We start from the raw sequence: 18,769 nt of genomic DNA, 5'->3' as shown, positions 1-18,769 counted from the left end.
ACTATCCTCCTAAAATATTTTTTGCTATTTCATTTGAATTACTGGCACACTGTATAGAAAGAGCTTTATTAGACATTTCTTTCACTATTTTAGAATCTGATAAAAGTTTGTTTAGACATTTCATAATTGCTTTATCCGAAACACTTTCAGCTGTGCCAATATTCCATGTAGCTCCAACCTTTGCTACAGCCTTGGTTACTTCAATTTGATTTTGGGCAGTTGTAATTGTTATAGAAGGTAATCCAAGAAAGCAGCGTTCCCATGTGGTTGTTCCTCCAGCTCCTATCCCTAAATCCGCTCGTACGAGAAGCTCTTCCATATTTTCTATTTGACAATAATATGAAGCGTTAGAAACACTCTTACAATAAGTTTGAATCACCTCTTTATGCGGATTTTGGCTTCCTACCACAACGTCTATTTTTAAGTTATCTTGATTTATATTTTGTAAGGCTCTTAATGTTTTTAATGTTTCATTTGTTACATCATGCCCACCAAAAAAAATAAAAATCCTCTCAATTTCTCCTGTTCTTTTTCGTAAAAATTTCTTAGCGGCATGAAACTCTGGCCGTAATATAGCGTATTTAGGCCCCAATTTTACTAATGAGTGCTCTGGTATTAAATCTTTATAGCGACCATTAGGATTATCGTATAAATTTTGGTCTAGTAACAAATCACAGTCGTGCATTCGATTTGCAAGATCATCGATTACCATAATTTTTCTTACAGTTTTTCTTAAAGCAGACTCCCACTTATTATCTAATCCATAATGATCAACGATTAACCAATCACACTTGGGAAGTTGCGACAAAATATCATTGGTCTGCTGTGCATCAACAAACCAATGATATTTTAGCCAATTTAAATAACTCCCGTGTTCTGTACTTAAGAAATTCGTATTTTCACCATCTCCATCTAATACAAACACACGAAATCCCTTATTTAAAATATATTGATGTAAATCACCTTGTAGCTTACGACAAATGAAATATACTTGAGCACCTTTATTCCGTAACTCATGGGCCAGTGTTAAACAACGCATAATATGGCCGGTACCTATTTCAATAGATGCGTCGGCGCGAAAGGCAATTTTTTTCTCAAGCAAGATACTCCCTCCTCACTAAAAGCACTACAATTTATTAATTTATAATATCGTTTCTCTATTTAACTCATCTACTAATGATTGTTGATTTGCCCATTTCAATTTTACATGACTATTAATTTCAATAATTTCAGGATTTCGAAGGATGTAATCTTTTATTTGATGAAAAAATAAAGGTTTAGATTTTACATTCAGACCTCTATAAAGTTCATTGAACATATCTAAATCTGGTTGTTCATCTAATGTTAACCTCCAAGTAGGATAACAAACTGCTGGAGGGAGTTTCACTACATTGATACGAAATAAATGTGGATTATTAATAAAATAAAACGGAAGGTATTCTGCATAGGTTAAAGGTTTTGGGGTTTGTAGTAATCGTTCGATTGCCTCTAATGTAAAAATATCACCAGCTGTTCCGACAGGTAACGTACTTAACTCTGCCTGTGTATAGTCTGCACCACTTTTCAAATGTTCATCTAGTAAAAAAGTATTTATTTCAGGTGACACAGCTGGGCAATCCCCTGTAATCCGTATGACAATATTTGCATTTTCTTGTTTTGCAGCTTGGAACATGCGATCAGCGGTATTTTCTGGATCACCTCTAAAAATCTTAACTTTCCCGTTTAAATTAAACTTTTCCAAAGGGTCATCTTGTGCAATATCTGAAGTAGCAAGTATGACCTGGTGTTTTCCTGGAATAGCTAATGTATTTATAAGACATCGTTCAATGGAAGGAACTCCGTGTATTGGCAATATTGCCTTTAAAGGTAACCTAGTAGATTTTAAGCGGCAAAGTATAATTATTACTACCTTTGGAGGTTCAATAACCTCTTTTGTTATTGGGGTACCTGCAGACAAATTATATACAGCTACCTGAGGTAATAATTCCTCTGCTTCAAGCTCGGTCAGCGCATTTTCTACAACATTTAATTCCATTGTTACTTTATTAGCTGTAATAATCTCTCCTTTTTTAATGTCACCTTTTGTAACTGCTCTTAACAATTTTTGGTTTTGCAATTTTAATAACCCCCCTTTCATTTAATTTTTAGCAACTCTATAAAACGAAAGAACTTTTCTCACAGCTTGTATTACATCCCACACATCAGCTTCTGTCATTTTAGGAAATAGAGGCAGCGTAATAATTTCCTCATATACATTTTCTGCTTGCGGACAAATACCTTTTCCATAACCTAATTTTTGATAAAACGGTTGCAAATGTACGGGTATATAGTGCACATTCACACCAATATTTTCTCTTTGTAATGCCTCGTAAACTTCTTTCCGATTACATTTTAATAATTTAGTATTTAAACGAATAATATAAAGGTGCCAGCTTGAATCGGTTTGAGGCAATTGCTTTGGTATGATGATTTCAGATAAACAACTAAATTCTTTATTATAAATGTCTACATATTTCTTTCGAATTTTAATAAAAGAGTCTAATTTATTTAACTGTGATAAGCCAAGAGCAGCTTGTATATCCGTTATTCTATAGTTGTAACCTAAGAATTGCATTTCATAATACCAAGGCCCATGATTTTCAAGAAGATTTCGAGGATTCTTTTCAATTCCGTGCGTACGGAATTGAAAAAGTTTTTCGTAAAACAGAGGATTATTTGTGGTAATTACTCCCCCCTCTCCGGTAGTAATATGTTTCACCGGATGAAAGCTAAACATTGTCATATCACCAATTGAACCAATCTTTTTATTTTTATATGTGGCTCCTAATGCGTGGGCTGCATCTTCAATGATAATCAAATTGTTTTCTTTTGCTATTTTTTGTATTTCTTCTAACTCTACAGGCTGCCCAGTAAAGTGTACGGGAATAATAGCCTTTGTTTTATTTGTAATCTTTTCCTCTATAGATTTAGGACTAATGTTATATGTTCCATTGTCAATATCGGCGAATACCGGCTTTCCTCCCTGGTATAAAATACAATTTGCACTTGCTACAAATGTCATCGGAGTTGTAATTACTTCATCTCCCTCAGTTATGCCTGCTGCATAGCAGGCAGCATGCAATGCAGCTGTACCATTTGAAAAGGAAACAGCGTATTTTGCTCCCACATATTTCGCTATTGCCTCTTCAAACTGTTGAACCATTGGTCCTGTTGTTAAAAAATCCCCTTTTAATACATCTACAACAGCCTGAATGTCATATTCATCAATTTGTTGCTGACCATATGGTAAATAAGTTTCTCTAACAGGATTTCCTCCATGCATACCGAGGATTCCCCTTACCATTACTCTTTCTCCTTAGGGTTAATTTTTAAAGATTTAATCCACTCTTCTGTTTTAATAACTCCATCTTCTAAAGAAACTTTTGGTTCCCAGTTTAATATTGTTTTTGCTTTTTCATAGTTACATAATAATTTTTGAATTTCACTTTGCGGATGGATATGAGTTACATGTTGAATACTTACTTTATTTCCCGAAATCAATTCTGCTAATTTATTAATGGATATATCTTGCCCTGTTCCAGCGTTGATAATATGACCATTTGCTTTTGGAGAGTATCCTGCTGCCACAACAAAATCTGCACAATCTTCAACGTATAAAAGGTCTCTCGTTTGTTTTCCATCCCCATATATATTCAGTGGTACATTATCTAATTTATTATTTATAAAAATGGAAACAACCCCACCTTCCCCACCTGTTTTCTGGAATGGACCATACGTATTAAATGGGCGAATAACCACTACTGGTAGCTTATAAGCATAATAGTAAGATAAAACCATGTTTTCAGCAGCAATTTTTGATCCAGCATATGGAGAGGCTGGTTTAATTGGGTCTAATTCTGATATCCCTTGTATATTAGTTGCTTTATCATATACCATACAAGTACTCATAAAGACCATTTTGACATCATACTTAAGACATTGTTCTAGCAAATTAAAAGTACCTATTGTATCATTTTCAAAAGTTGATCTAGCATCATCTATACTATCTTGAACATTGATACTCGCTGCTAAATGATAACAAAGGTCAAATGAATTATTTTCAAATAATTGAGCAACTAATTTTTTATCTTTAATATCTCCTTGAATGCATTGTTTTAAATTTAGATCGTGTGCAAACTCGGTAATATTTGCAGTAGTTGAATTTGCTAAGTTGTCTAATATCCATATTTCATGCTTATCCTGCAATAATCTCTTTACAACCCACCTACCAATAAACCCTGCACCACCAGTTACTAATATTTTCATAGTTTCTCCCCTCCTGTTAATAGCTGCTGGTTTAATATTAAATTTCTAAGCTCTTCTTTTGAAATCGCATTTTGATTATCAGAACGGTAAAACCCTGCCTTCGCCCTTTTTGCATTTTCATATTGAGTACCCTTTTTTAATGGGCTAGGAATGATAAACATATCTGGTAATTCAAAAGCCTGTAAAGATTCATCATGTGTCATAAGTTCTTCATACATTTTTTCACCCGGTTTTAAACCAATTTCTTCAATTTTAATATTCTCCTTGGGCAACCCATATAACTTTGTAACTTCTTCTATCATCACTTCACTTAAATCGTTTAATGAAATAACTGGCATTTTTAATATAAAAGTTTCACCACCCTTTGCTATTTTCATTGCTTCAATTGTTAACATAGTTGCTTGGTTCAGTGTCATCATAAATCTACTCATACTAAGATCTGTTACAGTTATTTTTTGGTTTTCTTTAATTTGATTTTCAAATAAAGGAATAACAGAGCCTCTTGATCCCATCACATTTCCGAAGCGAACACTTGTAAATGTCGTTTCACTTGAACCTTTTGAATATTCCGCTGACGTAATCAATCTTTCAGCAGTCAATTTTGTTGCACCGTAATTATTTGTTGGTGAAATCGCTTTATCAGAACTTGTAAAAACTACCTTTTTTACTTTCTGAGCAATTGCCGCTTTTATTACATTTTGTGTTCCAAAAATATTGGTCAAAACTGCTTCAAACGGATTATATTCACAAAACGAAACATGCTTCATCGCGGCCACATGAAATACATAATCAATATTTTCCATCGCACTAAATACTCGATCATAATTACGAATATCCCCAATTAAATAACGAATATTTCGATTTTTACCCCTAAATTCTTCTTGTAATAAAAATTGATTGTATTCACTTCTACTAAAAACCCTTACCACTTTTGGCTTTTCCTGTAGAACATTAGAAAGAATGCTTTTTCCAATTGTTCCTGTTCCACCAATAATTAAAACATTTTTATCTTTAAAAAACATGAAAATATATACCTCCTCATATTAAAAATTAATTTTAGCAAAAAACCTCTCTTCAACTTGTTTGTAATTCCATAGGCAATCCATTTGTTGAGAAATAAACTAGTTTGCCGGATATAGAAACATATGTTTCTATTGCAAGTTTAAAATACATATTAATCATTGAAAACTGAGAATATAATCTTTTACTTCAAATATTTATAAATAGTGATGATGTTAATCTTTTTCAATTTGAATTAAATTTATTAATCTTTTTGTGCATGCTTCTTGCGGATAGTTTTCATTAATAAATTTTCTTCTTAATTCTTTTGCTAAATTTGATTGTAAAGGATCATTTAGAACCTTTTTAATCGTGCTAGTCATATCCTCCATAGAATGATTTACAAGCCAATCTAATGTATCGTAATATTTATAATCCCTTTCCTCTAATAAAGATTTATAAACAACTACAGGTATATCTAATAACATCGCCTCTAATCCCACTGTTGAATTTGAGATAACCACAAGATTTGCATGTAAAATAACATCATACATGTTTACTTCATTTGTTATATATTTAACATTAGGATATAAGTTACTTAACTTAATATATTCTCCCACTAAATTACGCCCTTTTTCCCAAGGATGTGGCTTTATAATAACCGTAATATTTTTGTCTTCCACTAACTTTTCTGTCAATTCAGTATAAAATGAAGTTTTAAATGGCTGGGTTGCAATAAAAACCACTTTTGTAGAGGGGTCTATTTTTAATTTATTAAAAAGATTCTTTTTATCCATATATACTCTATCAAAGATCTCATCATATCTGGGGTGCCCTAGTATTTCGATTTGAGATTCACTGACCCCTTTTTGAAGGTACCAATCTTCTTCATATTTCCCATATACGACCTGTTTTGTTGCGAAAACCGGAAAGTATGCTTCTTCCCCCATTACTGCACCATGCTGCAGACAATAACTCGGTATACCCTCACTACTAGAAAGAAAAGTAAGAGCTCTACTTGTTATATCTTCCGTAGTACCGACAATCACACCAGAAATATCTTGTTCTTTAAAAATAAAATGAGCCATATTAAGTTTCTCAATCATGATAGGAAGGTCGCTTAGTAATTTTTTTTGAAAAAAGAGGTTTGAAAATAGTGGGTGCTTATTAAACTTTAAAAAGATTTCTTTAGCTTTTTCTATAAAAACATGTGCGGTATTAGCAGATTTATTTATATAATCTGGTGCACAAACTGTAGGAAGACCATAGAGTTCGGTCTTTTTTGATCTAGTTAATATCTTTGTTTGATTTGGATTAAAGTGGGTAAAGTTACTTACTGAAAAACGGAGATAATCTGAATTTAGGAGGATTGCTCCATTTTGGTTTTTTCTTTTTATTTTTGATTGAAATACAGACATTATTTTTTCAAACTCTAACTGTAACTGTGTTTCTGCTATTGGCTCAATTGACAATTTCTTGTAAAAATTATTATCTTTCATTTTATTTTTTATATCTTCATCTAAATATTGATAAAAATTACTCAGTAATGGTAAAGGAATATTATAATGCTTTAACCTTGAAAAAATATTTATATACTCTAAATTTAATAGCCAGTAATTTTTCAAATAAATGTCACTCAATTTTTCACCCTCTTTTTCTTCTTAAGTCTTCCCTTAATTCTTTGCATGTTCTTTGTGGTGGTAATAATTGCACAAATTCATTTTTTTCTTCTGCAAATAACTGCGCATGTATTGAATGGGGAGTAATATAATTGATATCTAAAATTTCATCTAAGGGATAAAAATCCCAATAGTGATTTAATCTCCAAAAGAAGCGCGCATCTCCTATCCGGTAAAACTGAGGATCTTCATCCCAATAAGAATTCCATCTTTTTTCAAGAATTGGTAAAACAGATGCTCTATGCATAATAGAACAATGATCAATTGTACATGGAGCATTATTCATAATTTTTTTTGCAGGTCTCTCAACCGTTTTAATAGGCATCTCTGTTTCATCTATATGAATCGTTTTTGATGCAGAATAAATAATTTGAACATCTTTATTCTCATCAAGATAACTAGACATCTTTTTAAGACGTTCTTCTTCATATTGATTATCATCTGTAATATAAGTTATATATTCCCCTTTAGCATGCTTAAGTGCCTCATTGATTAAAGCGGCATATCTTACTTTTTTTGTCCTTTCAGAAATATGAGCTACATTACTTTTATAAAAATGTACATTTTCATTATTTATGAATGGTTGAATCACCTTCTGGGTCATTTCATCTGAATCATCATCCATTATAAAAAGCTCGAAATCTTGAAAGGTTTGGTTTAATACACTTAATATCGATTTTTCAACAAACGCAGGCTTATTGTAACTTGTCATTATAACTGAAATTTTAGGCAAATATCTCTCTCCTCCTTATCAATAAATACAAAAACAGTTACGTTATTATATAAATAGAAAGGACAAACCGTTCCGATAATTTTAAAAAAGGTTTCTTTATCTATAAAAAATTAATAGCAGTATTTATATTCACCCATGTCTCTTTTTTCTCCACTATAGTCCATACCATATCTATGAAAAAGTCATAAATTATTTAAGTATAAAAAAGAAAGTGTCGATAAAGCTTTAATTATTAGATTTCACTAGAAAAACACATTCAATATTCTCAATAGAGGTGAAGACTTTGCAACCCAAAATATCAATTATCCTTACTAGTTATAATAAGCCGTCATTAATTAATCAAGTTATTGAAAGTGTTCTAATGCAAACTTATAAAGAATGGGAACTTTTTATTATGGATGATAACTCCTGTCCAGAAACTATAAATGTCATAAAAAATTATCTAGAGGATCCTCGAATTACTTATACGAATAGTTTTATACAAGATGATGAACGATATAAAACTACAAGATATGCAACACTTATCAATGAGGCACTACCATTAACCTGTGGGGATTATATTTGCTATTTAACAGATGATACTATATACCTTCCAAACAGATTAGCTGAAATGTTGTCTTTCTTAGAAAAACATCCTGAAATTGATGTAGTCTACTCTTCCCAATACGTAAAATATGTTGATTATAACCTACAACCTACAAATGAATTTGTGAGAGAAGCTTCGGAAATTTTATATACAGCTGCTAATGTTGTAGATCATTGTTCAATTATGCATACTAGAAGAATATTATTAAAAATCTATGAAAAGTACTGTGGATATTGGGATACAAATCCTTTATATTGGTTTGCTGGAGATGCAATGTTTTGGAAACGCCTAAATACATTTCAACCTTTTTATCCCATTAACAAAGTGCTCGATATTACTTTTAAAACACCATTCTCTTTCCAAAACCTATATGCTAACCTCCCTTCAAAAGATTTAAATGGTATTTTATTTAGTAATTCACAAGGTGAAGTATTTTTAATTGATAACTTTAAACGCAGGCTTATTTCGAAAGATATGCTTTCTTACTTCAAATATAATCAAAATGAAATTGTCTTAATTCCCGATCCATTTATCCACAAATATACAGAAGGGCCCCCCATAACCCTTACAGAGTCAATTCCAAATCTACGGGTTGTGCAAAATGAAAAAGGAGAGTTATTTTATATAGAAAATAATCAAAAACGTCCATTTATTGACATCATTGCATTTCGCAAATTTAAATTTTCAGTTCAAAAAATTATTAAAGTTTCACAACGTAGTTTAAATCAATTTTCAGATGGACCACCTATTTATCCAAATTTATCTCATCACGCGGTTTTACCAGAAGGAAAAGTATTTATCTACCATCACAATTATTTCATCATGACAGATTATATGCTTCATCCCATAGATAAAGATATATTGCAAAAACTATATCTATTAAAGAACTGTATACCGATTTCAAAGACCAATTTATCCTACTTTAAGATGGGCCCTCCTATTTCAACATACCCCTCTTACCTAGCTGAAAAATACTTAGAATAGTACCAAGAAAGAGTATTATCAATAAAACAATAGAAAAAGGTTCTGAACTAAGTACTATGCTTGCCTATAGTATTATTAAAGAATTAAACGAACTGTTAGAAAATGAACTAAATAAAAGTCCATATTGTTCTACTAGTATCTCCTAATAGGGTGATAGAATTTATTTAGATGATCAAAGATTCTTCTTAACTTGTAAAATAAATTATCATAAAAAGAGGACGCAAATAAAAATGCGTCCTCTTTTTATATCAAATCAAACTAATCCATTAAAATCCTTTTCATGAATCTGAATAAGTAATGTTTTTAAGAAAAACAAGATCTAACATCTTAGCTGTTACACTAAATAGATTCACATAATTCACAACTATGACAAGTATTACATATCGCTTAAGTTTCGTTACCTTTTTCTGTATATAATGATAAAAAATTGTGAAATTTTATCGCATTATGCAAGACATTTACTATCAAATATATTACTTTTACTATGAATTAAATGTGTTTATAGGACTTTTCTAGATAAACAAGGTGCTAAATTAATTCTTAAGAAGTCATTACTATTTCATTTATCTAAAAATTGAAAAAATATGTGTAGATAGATATCATCTTAAATACATATATAATTAACTTTAATTTTCTGACACGATTTCACATAATTCTTAAACTAATTTTTTACGTGCATTATGAAAAAAATTGCACCGTGTCAGTCTTTAAAAGATTATATATCATAACTTTAAGAGAGGAAGGAAAACTATGAAGAAGAAAAGAAAAATCATTATGACAACAGCACTTGCAGCTACGTTAGCTACAGGTGCACTACCTACTACCTCGGTGTTTGCTGCAGAAAAAGAGGCTCCTATTCAACAAAAAGAGGCACAATCGAGTATTCAACCTTTTGCACAAAATAATTTGGAAACAGCCGTTCAAGCTGCCTTAAATGGTCCAGAAGTCAAAAAAATTAAAGTATTTGAACATGAATTTAATGTAAAAGAAATAGAAGTAGTAAACCTAGGTGCAGGAAAAAAATATGTTAAGGGGCAAATTTCTCATCATTTAAGTTTTCGTCCAGATGATCAATTTTATTATGAGTTTACAGTACAAGATGGAAAGGTACTAGATAAACCTGTATTTAATATTGATAGAGGTGGTTGGACACCATTTGCCGCTCCACTTTTATCAATTCTTGCTGCGTATAATGGAATTCCAGTTAATCCAAATGATTTAAATACACTTGGTCAGCAGATTGGTAAAGTTATAGATGGAAGCTGGGAACATGCAGCCCAATCAATTGCAACTGTAGTTAGTCTAAGTTTTAATGAGTAGAATTTTTCAATTTTTATTAGCAGTGTAGAGATCCGCTTTTTGTAATCAGCCTTGTTATAAGAAATTCTAAAACAGCTATTAATAAATTTTTACCACTCAATCACATTATCTTGATTTGTTTACCACCTTATTATTCATTATATGTCACAAAATAGAAGTCTTTTTTAGGACTTCTGTTTTGTTTGTATTCAATACGATAAACAGTTTTTTTTTGGGAGGCTATACTTCGATTTTTCAAGAATCCATTTGGCTATTAGAGACAATTTATAATAACAAATTATTAAAGTCTCAAATAACTTACTCCCCCTATTGTTAATTATTTTCAAATACAAAAATTTATTATCTTAAGAATGAAAAACAATAAATATAGTAAAAAATCATCTAACAATTGTTTAAAGGTCAGGAGAGAAAAAATGAACAAAATAAAAATGAGAAATTTCTTTAAAATTAGTATCCTTACTTGTATTACACTAGCAAGTTTAAGTACACCATCTACTATTTTAGCTAATAGTCATCCAGGTTACTCCTATGAATCAAATATAGGGTATCAAAATCCATCGTGGATGGCGAAAATAGAAGATTCAACAAAAATAAGTGAAATATCTATTCCAGGGACTCACGGTACAATGGCTTTACATGGAGCAAGTTTTCTTGATGAAAATTTGACAAGAAATCAAACTATGAGTTTATCTCAACAATTAAATTCCGGAATTCGATATGTAGATATGCGTGTTAAACGTGTAAAAGATTCTTTTGCAATGTATCATGGTGTTGTAAATCAAAAAGCTGTGTTTGAAGATGTATTAAAAGAGACCATTCAATTTTTAAAAGATCATCCAACAGAAACAATATTAATGCGCTTAAAAGAAGAAACTACTCCTGAAAATGGATCTCTATCATTTGAGGAGATATTTTTAAAATATAAAAACGTTAATGCTTCATATTTTTGGGATCCTAATTCCGTACCAACTTCAGATAGAAATAACCCTACTTTAGGAGATACCCGCGGGAAAATTGTAATCTTACAAAACTTTACATCCACTCAATTGTGCGGGATTGATTACGAAGGTTTGAATATACAAGATAAATTTGAAATTGGAAGCGGACCAAACGAAATATATACAAAATGGATTGCGATAAAAAACCATCTACAAAATACAAATACTAACTTTAATAATGGAAAAATTTATCTCAACCATTTTAGTGGTACGGGGGGCGCAGCCGCATTTTTAAATAATGTATATCCTTGGTTTGTTGCAAGCGGAAAAGAAAGCAGAAATACTGACAGTAGTCCTAAATTGATTCAAACGAATTCCACTAATGCGTGGAGTGATTTCCCTCGCGATAGAAACGGACAAGTATACTACGGGGGGATGAATACACTTGGGACCGAACTCTTACAACAAGGCGCAATTAAACATTCTGGTATCATCGCAGCTGATTTTCCTGGTCCAGGTTTAATTGATAGTATCATTAAATTAAATGGTATACATTCAAATGAAAAAGAAATATTAATTTCGCAAATAGCATCTGAATCTAGTCCTTTATCAGGGCAACAAAATCGATCCAGCCAAAACTTTAAAATTGATAGTTTACCTGTAGGTACCAAAGAATTAAAATGGGTTATTGAGCCTTCTGAAAAAGATTATCCTTCTACTATTTCTTTCAATGTAATGATTGATGTTTCCCTGGGAATAGATTCCACTCGTTGGAAAAATATTTCACATGAATCTAGGACTGAAGCTTACACAAATACTAAATATTATATTGCAAGTCCAATTGGTGCCACTAGCAAATTCACAGTGAAAATTTACGCTATTACAAATTAGAAAAAAAGAATCCCAATGGAATTCCATAGGGATTCTTTTTTTAATTTCATTTCGTAAACATTAGGATAGCGATTAAATTTTATCCCGCATTAACGAGCGCCCGTAAAAGCCCGATTGGTGAGGGCTGATAATCAGTGGGGGATGAACAAAACCTCCACTGATTACAGTTTCACTTTATTAACATATCATTTAATCCATTAGATCATTATATTTGGAACAGCCCTTAATTTTTAAAGAGCAATCCAAAATTGTAAACTACCTTTTTCAGCTTATCATTTATTCAAAACTGGCTTCCAAAGCGATAAAGCAAAAATCCAATTTGAGTCGCCATTTCCTTGATGATTTTGAACCGCTTCGTACACTTTCCCCTCATGTACTACTCTATCACCTTTAGTATATGCTTTTCTTGCATCCCATTTTTCATATGCGGAATCCTCTGACTTTGTTGTTACATTCAAAACATCACTTCTACTAGATTCATTTCCAGCTAAATCAACCGCCGTCACTACATATTTATACGATGTATTAGCCTTCAAATCTTTATCCATAAAGGATGTATTAGCCGCTGTCCCAATTTTATTCATAACCCCAGCGCTTTCTCTATATACAATATAATGGTCAACACCTACATTATCTTCTGACGGACTCCACATCAAATCAACAGTTGTCGATGTTGTACCCATACTATGTAATCCTTTTGGTTGAGTTGGAGCCTCTATATCTGGGATTGTATGTGTTGTCTTAACCTTCAGTTTTTCACTTTCTTTTGATATGTTTCCAGCAGAGTCTAATGCCTTTATTGTATAAGTATATTCCGTATCTGCTTTTAATTTTTTATCAATAAAAGTTGTACCTGGTACCGTATCAATTACTTCTCCATTACGTAACACTTGATATTCTTTTACACCTATATTATCAGTGGAAGCCTTCCATGTTATTTCAACACTATTGGCAGAAACTTTAGAGGCATTTAATTCAGTTGGTTGACTTGGAGCTACTGTATCAGGAGTTTCATTATTTACTAAATTTACATCAACTACATTATAAAAAGCATTTGACGTATCTGCTACATCCCATACAGCTAAAATAACATGATAACCATTACGATCAGTTGGTACATTAATTGTATGTGTTAAATTATTTGATGCGGCCGAACCGTCATGTTTCACAGTTCCGATTGGTTCTAATTCAGCACGTGTTAATGGTTTGTTAGGATCCCATCCCTTTTTTGTAATGTAATAATGCCATTTACTTGTAGAATGTGGCGCTGTATATTTCCATGTAAATGTATTTACTCCACCTTTAATTGTGTTTTTGAACCAACGATTTGATGTTTGTTGGTCAAGAATACCTCCAAACAATCCTCCTGCCGAAGCGATTTTCCCATCAATCGGTCCACTATCTGGAAATCCTTTAGGTGCTTCTAGACTTTGAGGTTCGTACATTACATTTCCACAATTTAAATTTAATGCCCCATAATTCTGACTACATAAAGCAGCACGACTACTCGGCTTTTCAACAAACCCATGTGCATACGCACTTTGAGGAGTCATTGTGATTGCCATCATGCCTGCAGCCAATACACAAGCACCAATCCCCTTTTTACTTGTTTTTAATCTTTCCAATTTAGATGCTAATTTCAATTTCATTTTTGTCCCCCCCAATATATTGCTTTCGCTAATATAATAGCAATATAGGGATAAACGAACAAATCGTTAATTAATATATTAATATCCCTCATAAATTGGTACATTTATTATTATTTTTAATCTCCTATAAAAATAAAGTAAATACAATTACGCAATTTTGTAACATTATGTATTAAAAGAAGAATAAAAATTCCATTTAATTTCACAAAAAATTCAAATATTAAACAAAAAAATTCCTCATATAGGAAAAAAATTTTTTTATATTACAAAAAGCAAAAAAGTCTGGAAGAAACCGATTATATCCGTTTCTTCCAGACTTCCCCTACTTTTATACCACTCACAAATCCTTTAACCTTAAACATATACACTTGAGGTTAAAACACATATAATACCCCTACTAATTCAAACTAACGCTTAATTACTCATAAAATAACTTAAGGTATCTAGCTTAACTGTATTTTCTTTATTAATAACTATTTTCTATCCTGTATTTCCTTACTTTAAACAGATTATCAAGAGATTGTTAACGTTTAAGAAAAGAGAAAATATTTAAAAATCAAATTTTAATTATCACATTCTAATAATTTATTGTGTTATTTTTATCTAATAAGGCACAGAAACAAAGGATGAACTTCAGTGTGCTTGAGAAACGGTTCTTAGGGTGAAACGTTTAAAGGGTATTTTAGTACTGAGTTTTTATTAAATGTTCCTGTACCTAATACTTAAATTAACGTATGTCAAAATATTTTACAATACGAGTATTAAACGTTACATATTTTTATATAAAATGATACATTTCATCAACACGCCTCTTCTGATCTTTATGATAAATATAGAAAATTCAGCTCTTTAGGATTTAATTTTAGAATTCTCATAAAAGTATATAATAGATTAGACACATAATTGTCACAAATTAATAGTTTATCTACTTTATGATTACCTATGAAAACTTTATTACCACTTCAATATTTACTGCTAAACTAAAGCACTCTATACCTACAATTTCTTAAAACCCTTTTAAATAATCTTTCAAAAGAGTCGATAGTTTTTTATTTTTTATTTTTTTATTGTACATTTGTACATTTGATGTTAGGATTATGCCTATTAAAATTGAATCCTAACGATTCTTCTTTATAATCTCCATGTTTTAATTGTTAAATAAAAATATAGATTCTGATATATATTTAAAATCAGAACGAAAATGTCGTTATTTTACAATGATGTCGTGGAATACCTTTAGAATGGAAAGATATATGCAACAACGTGTTAAGGGGTTACAGGGGGAACAAAAATGAGAGACTTTTTTGATGATAAGTATAAAAATATTGAATTAAAAAGGAGGTTAATAAATTTAATAAGTGAAATTAGCGAATTAAAAGGAAAATTAGCTGCTTATCAGGAACAAAACCCAGACATATTTAATAGCTTAGAAAAAACTATACCACTACATTACATAAAAAATTTCACAACTATTTATGAGGATATAAAAGTTCCTAATAAAAGATTAAAAGAACTTATTTTAGATGATATCGTACCTCAAAATATTTCGGAAGATGCTATTTTTTGCTATTATCAAACACTTTCTTTTGTACATAAAAACTCCTGTACTTTATTAATCAATCCAGCAACTATACAGGAATTACATTTTCAACTAATACATTACATTACCTCTGACAGTGCCAAATGGCGTGAAAAACCTTTTATCATTCCAGGAATTCCAGAACATGGAATGCACTTGAATAGTTACCGCATTCTTCCGCATGAACTTATTCCACAGTTTATGGAGCAATTATGTGATCAATACAACTCATTAAATACTAGTAAGGGGCTACATTCACTTTTATTAATAGCTCGTTTTATATTAAATTTTTATTGCATAGTCCCTTTCAATCAAGGTAATAACAGGCTGGCATTTATGTTAATGCAATTGCTGTTAATTAAGAGTGGACATACATTTGTAAAATATGTATGTCTGGATAAATATATTAAGAAACATGAATCTGATTATTACAATTCGATTTATAAATCTTCGGTGAATTGGTACTGCGAGGAACATAATAATAGCTTTTGGTTAAAAACGTTTTTAACCATTATATTAGAGGCTTACAAAGATCTTCATAACACAGTTCTAGATTCTATATGTAAACATACTAAAGTTGAGAGAATTCAGGATTTTATACTTAAACAAAAGCAACCCTTTACTAAAGAAAATATTCGTAACACTTATCCAGACATTGCAGAGAGTACAATCAGTAAGGCTTTAAATTCCTTGCAACTGTTTGGCCATATTAAGCTAGTTACAAAAGGAAGAAACGCAAAGTGGATTAAAATTTGACCATACTTTCAAGACACCTGAGGTTCAAAAATTCAATAATAATTTTATCATTGAATTTCATTTTAATTTTAAGCTATTATTACTTTTTTAGTTATTTCTAATTCCAACAAAACAGTTTATAGGAAAAGGTCCACTTCCCTCCGCCTTTTCCTATAATAAAATTAAATATAAACATAGAATGATTGTCGAAAGAAGTCGTATTTTAATATTTTTTCTTTATTTTCTGGTTGTAAACGTTTCACTTTCATGTTACCATCTTAATCAAACAATAGATGGTAATAAAAATGAAAGTATTTCTTTCCCTTAGAAACATATAAACGTACGGTAATATCAAGAAAATAAGGCCAAAGAAATATTTGATACCTACCAAAATAATTAATAGGAATTTTGTCGCGCTGTTTTTTTCTGATAATTAAGAAAATGCATTTTGTCCCTAAACAAAATTTGTTAGTGCGCAAAATTCAAATACACTAGAACACCCAAATAAATGAAATATCCTTTTTCATTGAGTATTAAGGTATGAAAAAAGAATTCTTCCTACAAAATTTAGCTGATTAACATAAAGACATCTAAATTACTACCTTTATCGCCATCTATTGTTGACAACATATTTACCAACTAAAAAAGAACCTATCAAGGGTTCTTTTTATTATAATCATTCAAATTTCAATTCTATCTTAATACTTAAATTTCCACACAAATTACATCTGCTTTTTGCTCTCAATTATTGAATTAATAATATAGCACATCAAATTTATTAATTCTTATCTCCAATTAGTTTAAATTAGTGAATAAAATTCAATCATATAAAAATAATAAATACAACTAATCGTTATATATTAAAGAGGTGTCAATTTTGTCCTTAAATGAAGAGACCTTAGAAACTAAGACAGATAAAACCATTGAAAAGATCCAAACAAGTAACTTAAAACAACTTAAAAATACACTAGATAATATCTTTGATATTAGTGCAGATTTAATTGAACATCCTTTGCAATTAAAAACAAACACGAATATTTTACTATATTATTTTGAAGGCCTTACAGATGGTGTTGCATTAAAAACCAATGTTGTTACACCATTATTACAAGAAGTAAATGAAGACAGTCAAATATTTAATTCTAATATTATTGCTACTCATACCAAAATAGTATATACATGGAATGAAATTAAGGAAGGGTTACTTGAGGGGCAATGTGTACTGTTTATGGAGGGAGAAAAGCGGTCACTTCTAATAAATACAAAAGGCTGGGCAGAAAGAGCAATTCAAGAGCCAATTTCAGAAGTTACTATTAAAGGATCCCATGATGGATTTATTGAAAATGCCACAAAAAATATAGGTCTTATTCGTCGATATATTCCTTCTACAGAGTTAAAAATCAAAAAGCTGACGATTGGAGAACGAGCCACTTCTATAGTCTATTTAATTTACTTAGGTGATGTAGCAAACGCAGATGTAGTCCAAGAAATAGAAACTAGAATCTGTAAAATCAAAACAGATGCGGTATTAAGTATTGGAGAGCTATCTAATTATACAAAAGATCAAAATTGGACTCCTTTTCCACAGGCTTATTTAAGCGAACGCCCAGACGCCATTTCAAATCATATACTTGATGGGAAAGTAGCAGTGTTAATGGATAGATCACCTGGTGCAATGGTTGTTCCTATGAATTTGATTGGATTTTTTCAAACCCCAGATGATTATAATATTCATTGGCTCATCGCATCATTTTTTCGCTTATTACGATTCGCAGGATTTATTATAGCTATTTTTTTACCCGCATTTTATATTGCTATAGTCTCTTTTCACTTTGAAATTATTCCTATAGACTTATACACTTCTATTGCAACATCAAGAGTCAAAGTCCCTTTCTCCCCCTTATTGGAAGCTTTTATAATGGAAATTACACTAGAAATGCTACGTGAAGCTGGCATTCGCTTACCACAACCAATTGGACAAACTATTGGAATCGTTGGAGGGATTGTAATTGGACAGGCGGCTGTTCAAGCTGGTCTTGTTAGTAACGTTATGGTTATTATCGTATCTATTACAGCCATTGCTTCATTTATTGTTTCTAATTATGATTTATCGAGTTCTATACGCCTTATCCGTTTTCCAATGATGTTATTGGCTTACTTTTATGGGATTGTAGGTATTGTTAGTGGATTAATGCTCTTATTTGCTCATTTTGTTTCACTAACCTCCTATGGTTCACCATACGGAATGCCAATCGCACCATTTCGTCTCCAAGAGTTAAAAGATTCTTTTGTAAGATTTCCTATTTCGATGATTACCACCCGCTCGAGTACAGGACAGCCGAAACAAAGAAAGAAAAAAGAAGGTGGTTAA

General features: G+C 31.1%; 13 protein-coding genes. 5 read left to right on the top strand and 8 right to left on the bottom strand.

Going from position 1 to position 18,769, the window contains the following annotated elements; translation table 11 throughout:
* Position 1 precedes the first annotated feature (1 nt).
* The 7 genes from pseG to C4S65_RS03300 all read right to left on the bottom strand — a co-directional run bounded on the left by pseG (position 2) and on the right by C4S65_RS03300 (position 7,716).
* Entirely contained in the window at positions 2-1,102 is a 1,101-nt protein-coding gene (gene pseG, locus C4S65_RS03330) for a UDP-2,4-diacetamido-2,4,6-trideoxy-beta-L-altropyranose hydrolase (RefSeq protein WP_000890382.1), read from the bottom strand.
* A 39-nt stretch (positions 1,103-1,141) separates the two neighbouring features.
* Positions 1,142-2,137, bottom strand: a complete 996-nt coding sequence (locus tag C4S65_RS03325) for an SAF domain-containing protein (RefSeq protein WP_086406914.1) — start codon at positions 2,135-2,137, stop codon at positions 1,142-1,144.
* Positions 2,138-3,343 carry a UDP-4-amino-4,6-dideoxy-N-acetyl-beta-L-altrosamine transaminase gene (gene pseC / locus C4S65_RS03320; protein ID WP_000251481.1) on the bottom strand — a complete coding sequence of 402 codons (1,206 nt, stop codon included), beginning with the start codon at positions 3,341-3,343 and terminating at the stop codon, positions 2,138-2,140.
* Positions 3,343-4,305, bottom strand: a complete 963-nt coding sequence (locus C4S65_RS03315; RefSeq protein ID WP_086406913.1) for an NAD-dependent epimerase/dehydratase family protein — start codon at positions 4,303-4,305, stop codon at positions 3,343-3,345. Before C4S65_RS03315 ends, pseC begins: the two co-directional genes overlap by 1 nt.
* Complete coding sequence (locus tag C4S65_RS03310) at positions 4,302-5,327, bottom strand: SDR family NAD(P)-dependent oxidoreductase (protein ID WP_086406912.1); 1,026 nt, start codon at positions 5,325-5,327, stop codon at positions 4,302-4,304. The genes C4S65_RS03315 and C4S65_RS03310 overlap by 4 nt, the downstream gene beginning before the upstream one ends.
* Positions 5,328-5,540: 213 nt before the next feature.
* On the bottom strand, positions 5,541-6,944 hold the full coding sequence (locus C4S65_RS03305; RefSeq protein ID WP_061666687.1) for a CDP-glycerol glycerophosphotransferase family protein: 1,404 nt from the start codon (positions 6,942-6,944) through the stop codon (positions 5,541-5,543).
* Between the two features lie 4 nt (positions 6,945-6,948).
* On the bottom strand, positions 6,949-7,716 hold the full coding sequence (locus C4S65_RS03300; RefSeq protein WP_001124406.1) for a glycosyltransferase: 768 nt from the start codon (positions 7,714-7,716) through the stop codon (positions 6,949-6,951).
* Positions 7,717-7,999: 283 nt separating this feature from the next.
* Between C4S65_RS03300 and C4S65_RS03295 the strand changes: the two genes are divergently transcribed.
* From C4S65_RS03295 to C4S65_RS03285, 3 genes are all read left to right on the top strand, one after another.
* Positions 8,000-9,286 (top strand): glycosyltransferase family 2 protein, encoded by a 1,287-nt coding sequence (locus C4S65_RS03295; protein ID WP_061666686.1) that lies wholly within the window; start codon positions 8,000-8,002, stop codon positions 9,284-9,286.
* Between the two features lie 750 nt (positions 9,287-10,036).
* A complete protein-coding gene (locus C4S65_RS03290; RefSeq protein WP_000730216.1) occupies positions 10,037-10,606 on the top strand; it encodes a hypothetical protein in 570 nt (189 codons plus the stop codon).
* Positions 10,607-11,019: 413 nt separating this feature from the next.
* Positions 11,020-12,435: a phosphatidylinositol-specific phospholipase C gene (locus C4S65_RS03285; protein WP_001033599.1), complete on the top strand. Its 1,416-nt coding sequence runs from the start codon at positions 11,020-11,022 to the stop codon at positions 12,433-12,435.
* A gap of 272 nt (positions 12,436-12,707) precedes the next feature.
* Here C4S65_RS03285 and C4S65_RS03280 read toward each other — a convergent pair whose 3' ends face one another.
* Positions 12,708-14,084, bottom strand: a complete 1,377-nt coding sequence (locus tag C4S65_RS03280) for a lytic polysaccharide monooxygenase (RefSeq protein WP_086406911.1) — start codon at positions 14,082-14,084, stop codon at positions 12,708-12,710.
* Between the two features lie 1,291 nt (positions 14,085-15,375).
* Between C4S65_RS03280 and C4S65_RS03275 the strand changes: the two genes are divergently transcribed.
* Together C4S65_RS03275 and C4S65_RS03270 are read left to right on the top strand one after the other, a co-directional pair.
* Positions 15,376-16,419, top strand: a complete 1,044-nt coding sequence (locus tag C4S65_RS03275; RefSeq protein WP_001204224.1) for a Fic family protein — start codon at positions 15,376-15,378, stop codon at positions 16,417-16,419.
* 856 nt (positions 16,420-17,275) lie between these two features.
* Positions 17,276-18,769: a spore germination protein gene (locus C4S65_RS03270; protein ID WP_000055704.1), complete on the top strand. Its 1,494-nt coding sequence runs from the start codon at positions 17,276-17,278 to the stop codon at positions 18,767-18,769.

Origin of the sequence: Bacillus sp. ok061 (genome assembly GCF_900108285.1) — a bacterium.
In the GTDB taxonomy this organism is placed as follows: Bacteria; Bacillota; Bacilli; order Bacillales; family Bacillaceae_G; genus Bacillus_A; species Bacillus_A thuringiensis_S.
This window is presented reverse-complemented; position numbering and strand designations above follow the sequence as displayed.

Bases quoted from the DNA above. Each gene is read 5' to 3' on its own strand.
- C4S65_RS03325 (WP_086406914.1), bottom strand. From the start codon at position 2,137: ATGAAAGGGGGGTTATTAAAATTGCAAAACCAAAAATTGTTAAGAGCA.
- pseC (WP_000251481.1), bottom strand. From the start codon at position 3,343: ATGGTAAGGGGAATCCTCGGTATGCATGGAGGAAATCCTGTTAGAGAA.
- C4S65_RS03315 (WP_086406913.1), bottom strand. From the start codon at position 4,305: ATGAAAATATTAGTAACTGGTGGTGCAGGGTTTATTGGTAGGTGGGTT.
- C4S65_RS03310 (WP_086406912.1), bottom strand. From the start codon at position 5,327: ATGTTTTTTAAAGATAAAAATGTTTTAATTATTGGTGGAACAGGAACA.
- C4S65_RS03290 (WP_000730216.1), top strand. From the start codon at position 10,037: ATGAAGAAGAAAAGAAAAATCATTATGACAACAGCACTTGCAGCTACG.
- C4S65_RS03285 (WP_001033599.1), top strand. From the start codon at position 11,020: ATGAACAAAATAAAAATGAGAAATTTCTTTAAAATTAGTATCCTTACT.
- C4S65_RS03280 (WP_086406911.1), bottom strand. From the start codon at position 14,084: ATGAAATTGAAATTAGCATCTAAATTGGAAAGATTAAAAACAAGTAAA.
- C4S65_RS03275 (WP_001204224.1), top strand. From the start codon at position 15,376: ATGAGAGACTTTTTTGATGATAAGTATAAAAATATTGAATTAAAAAGG.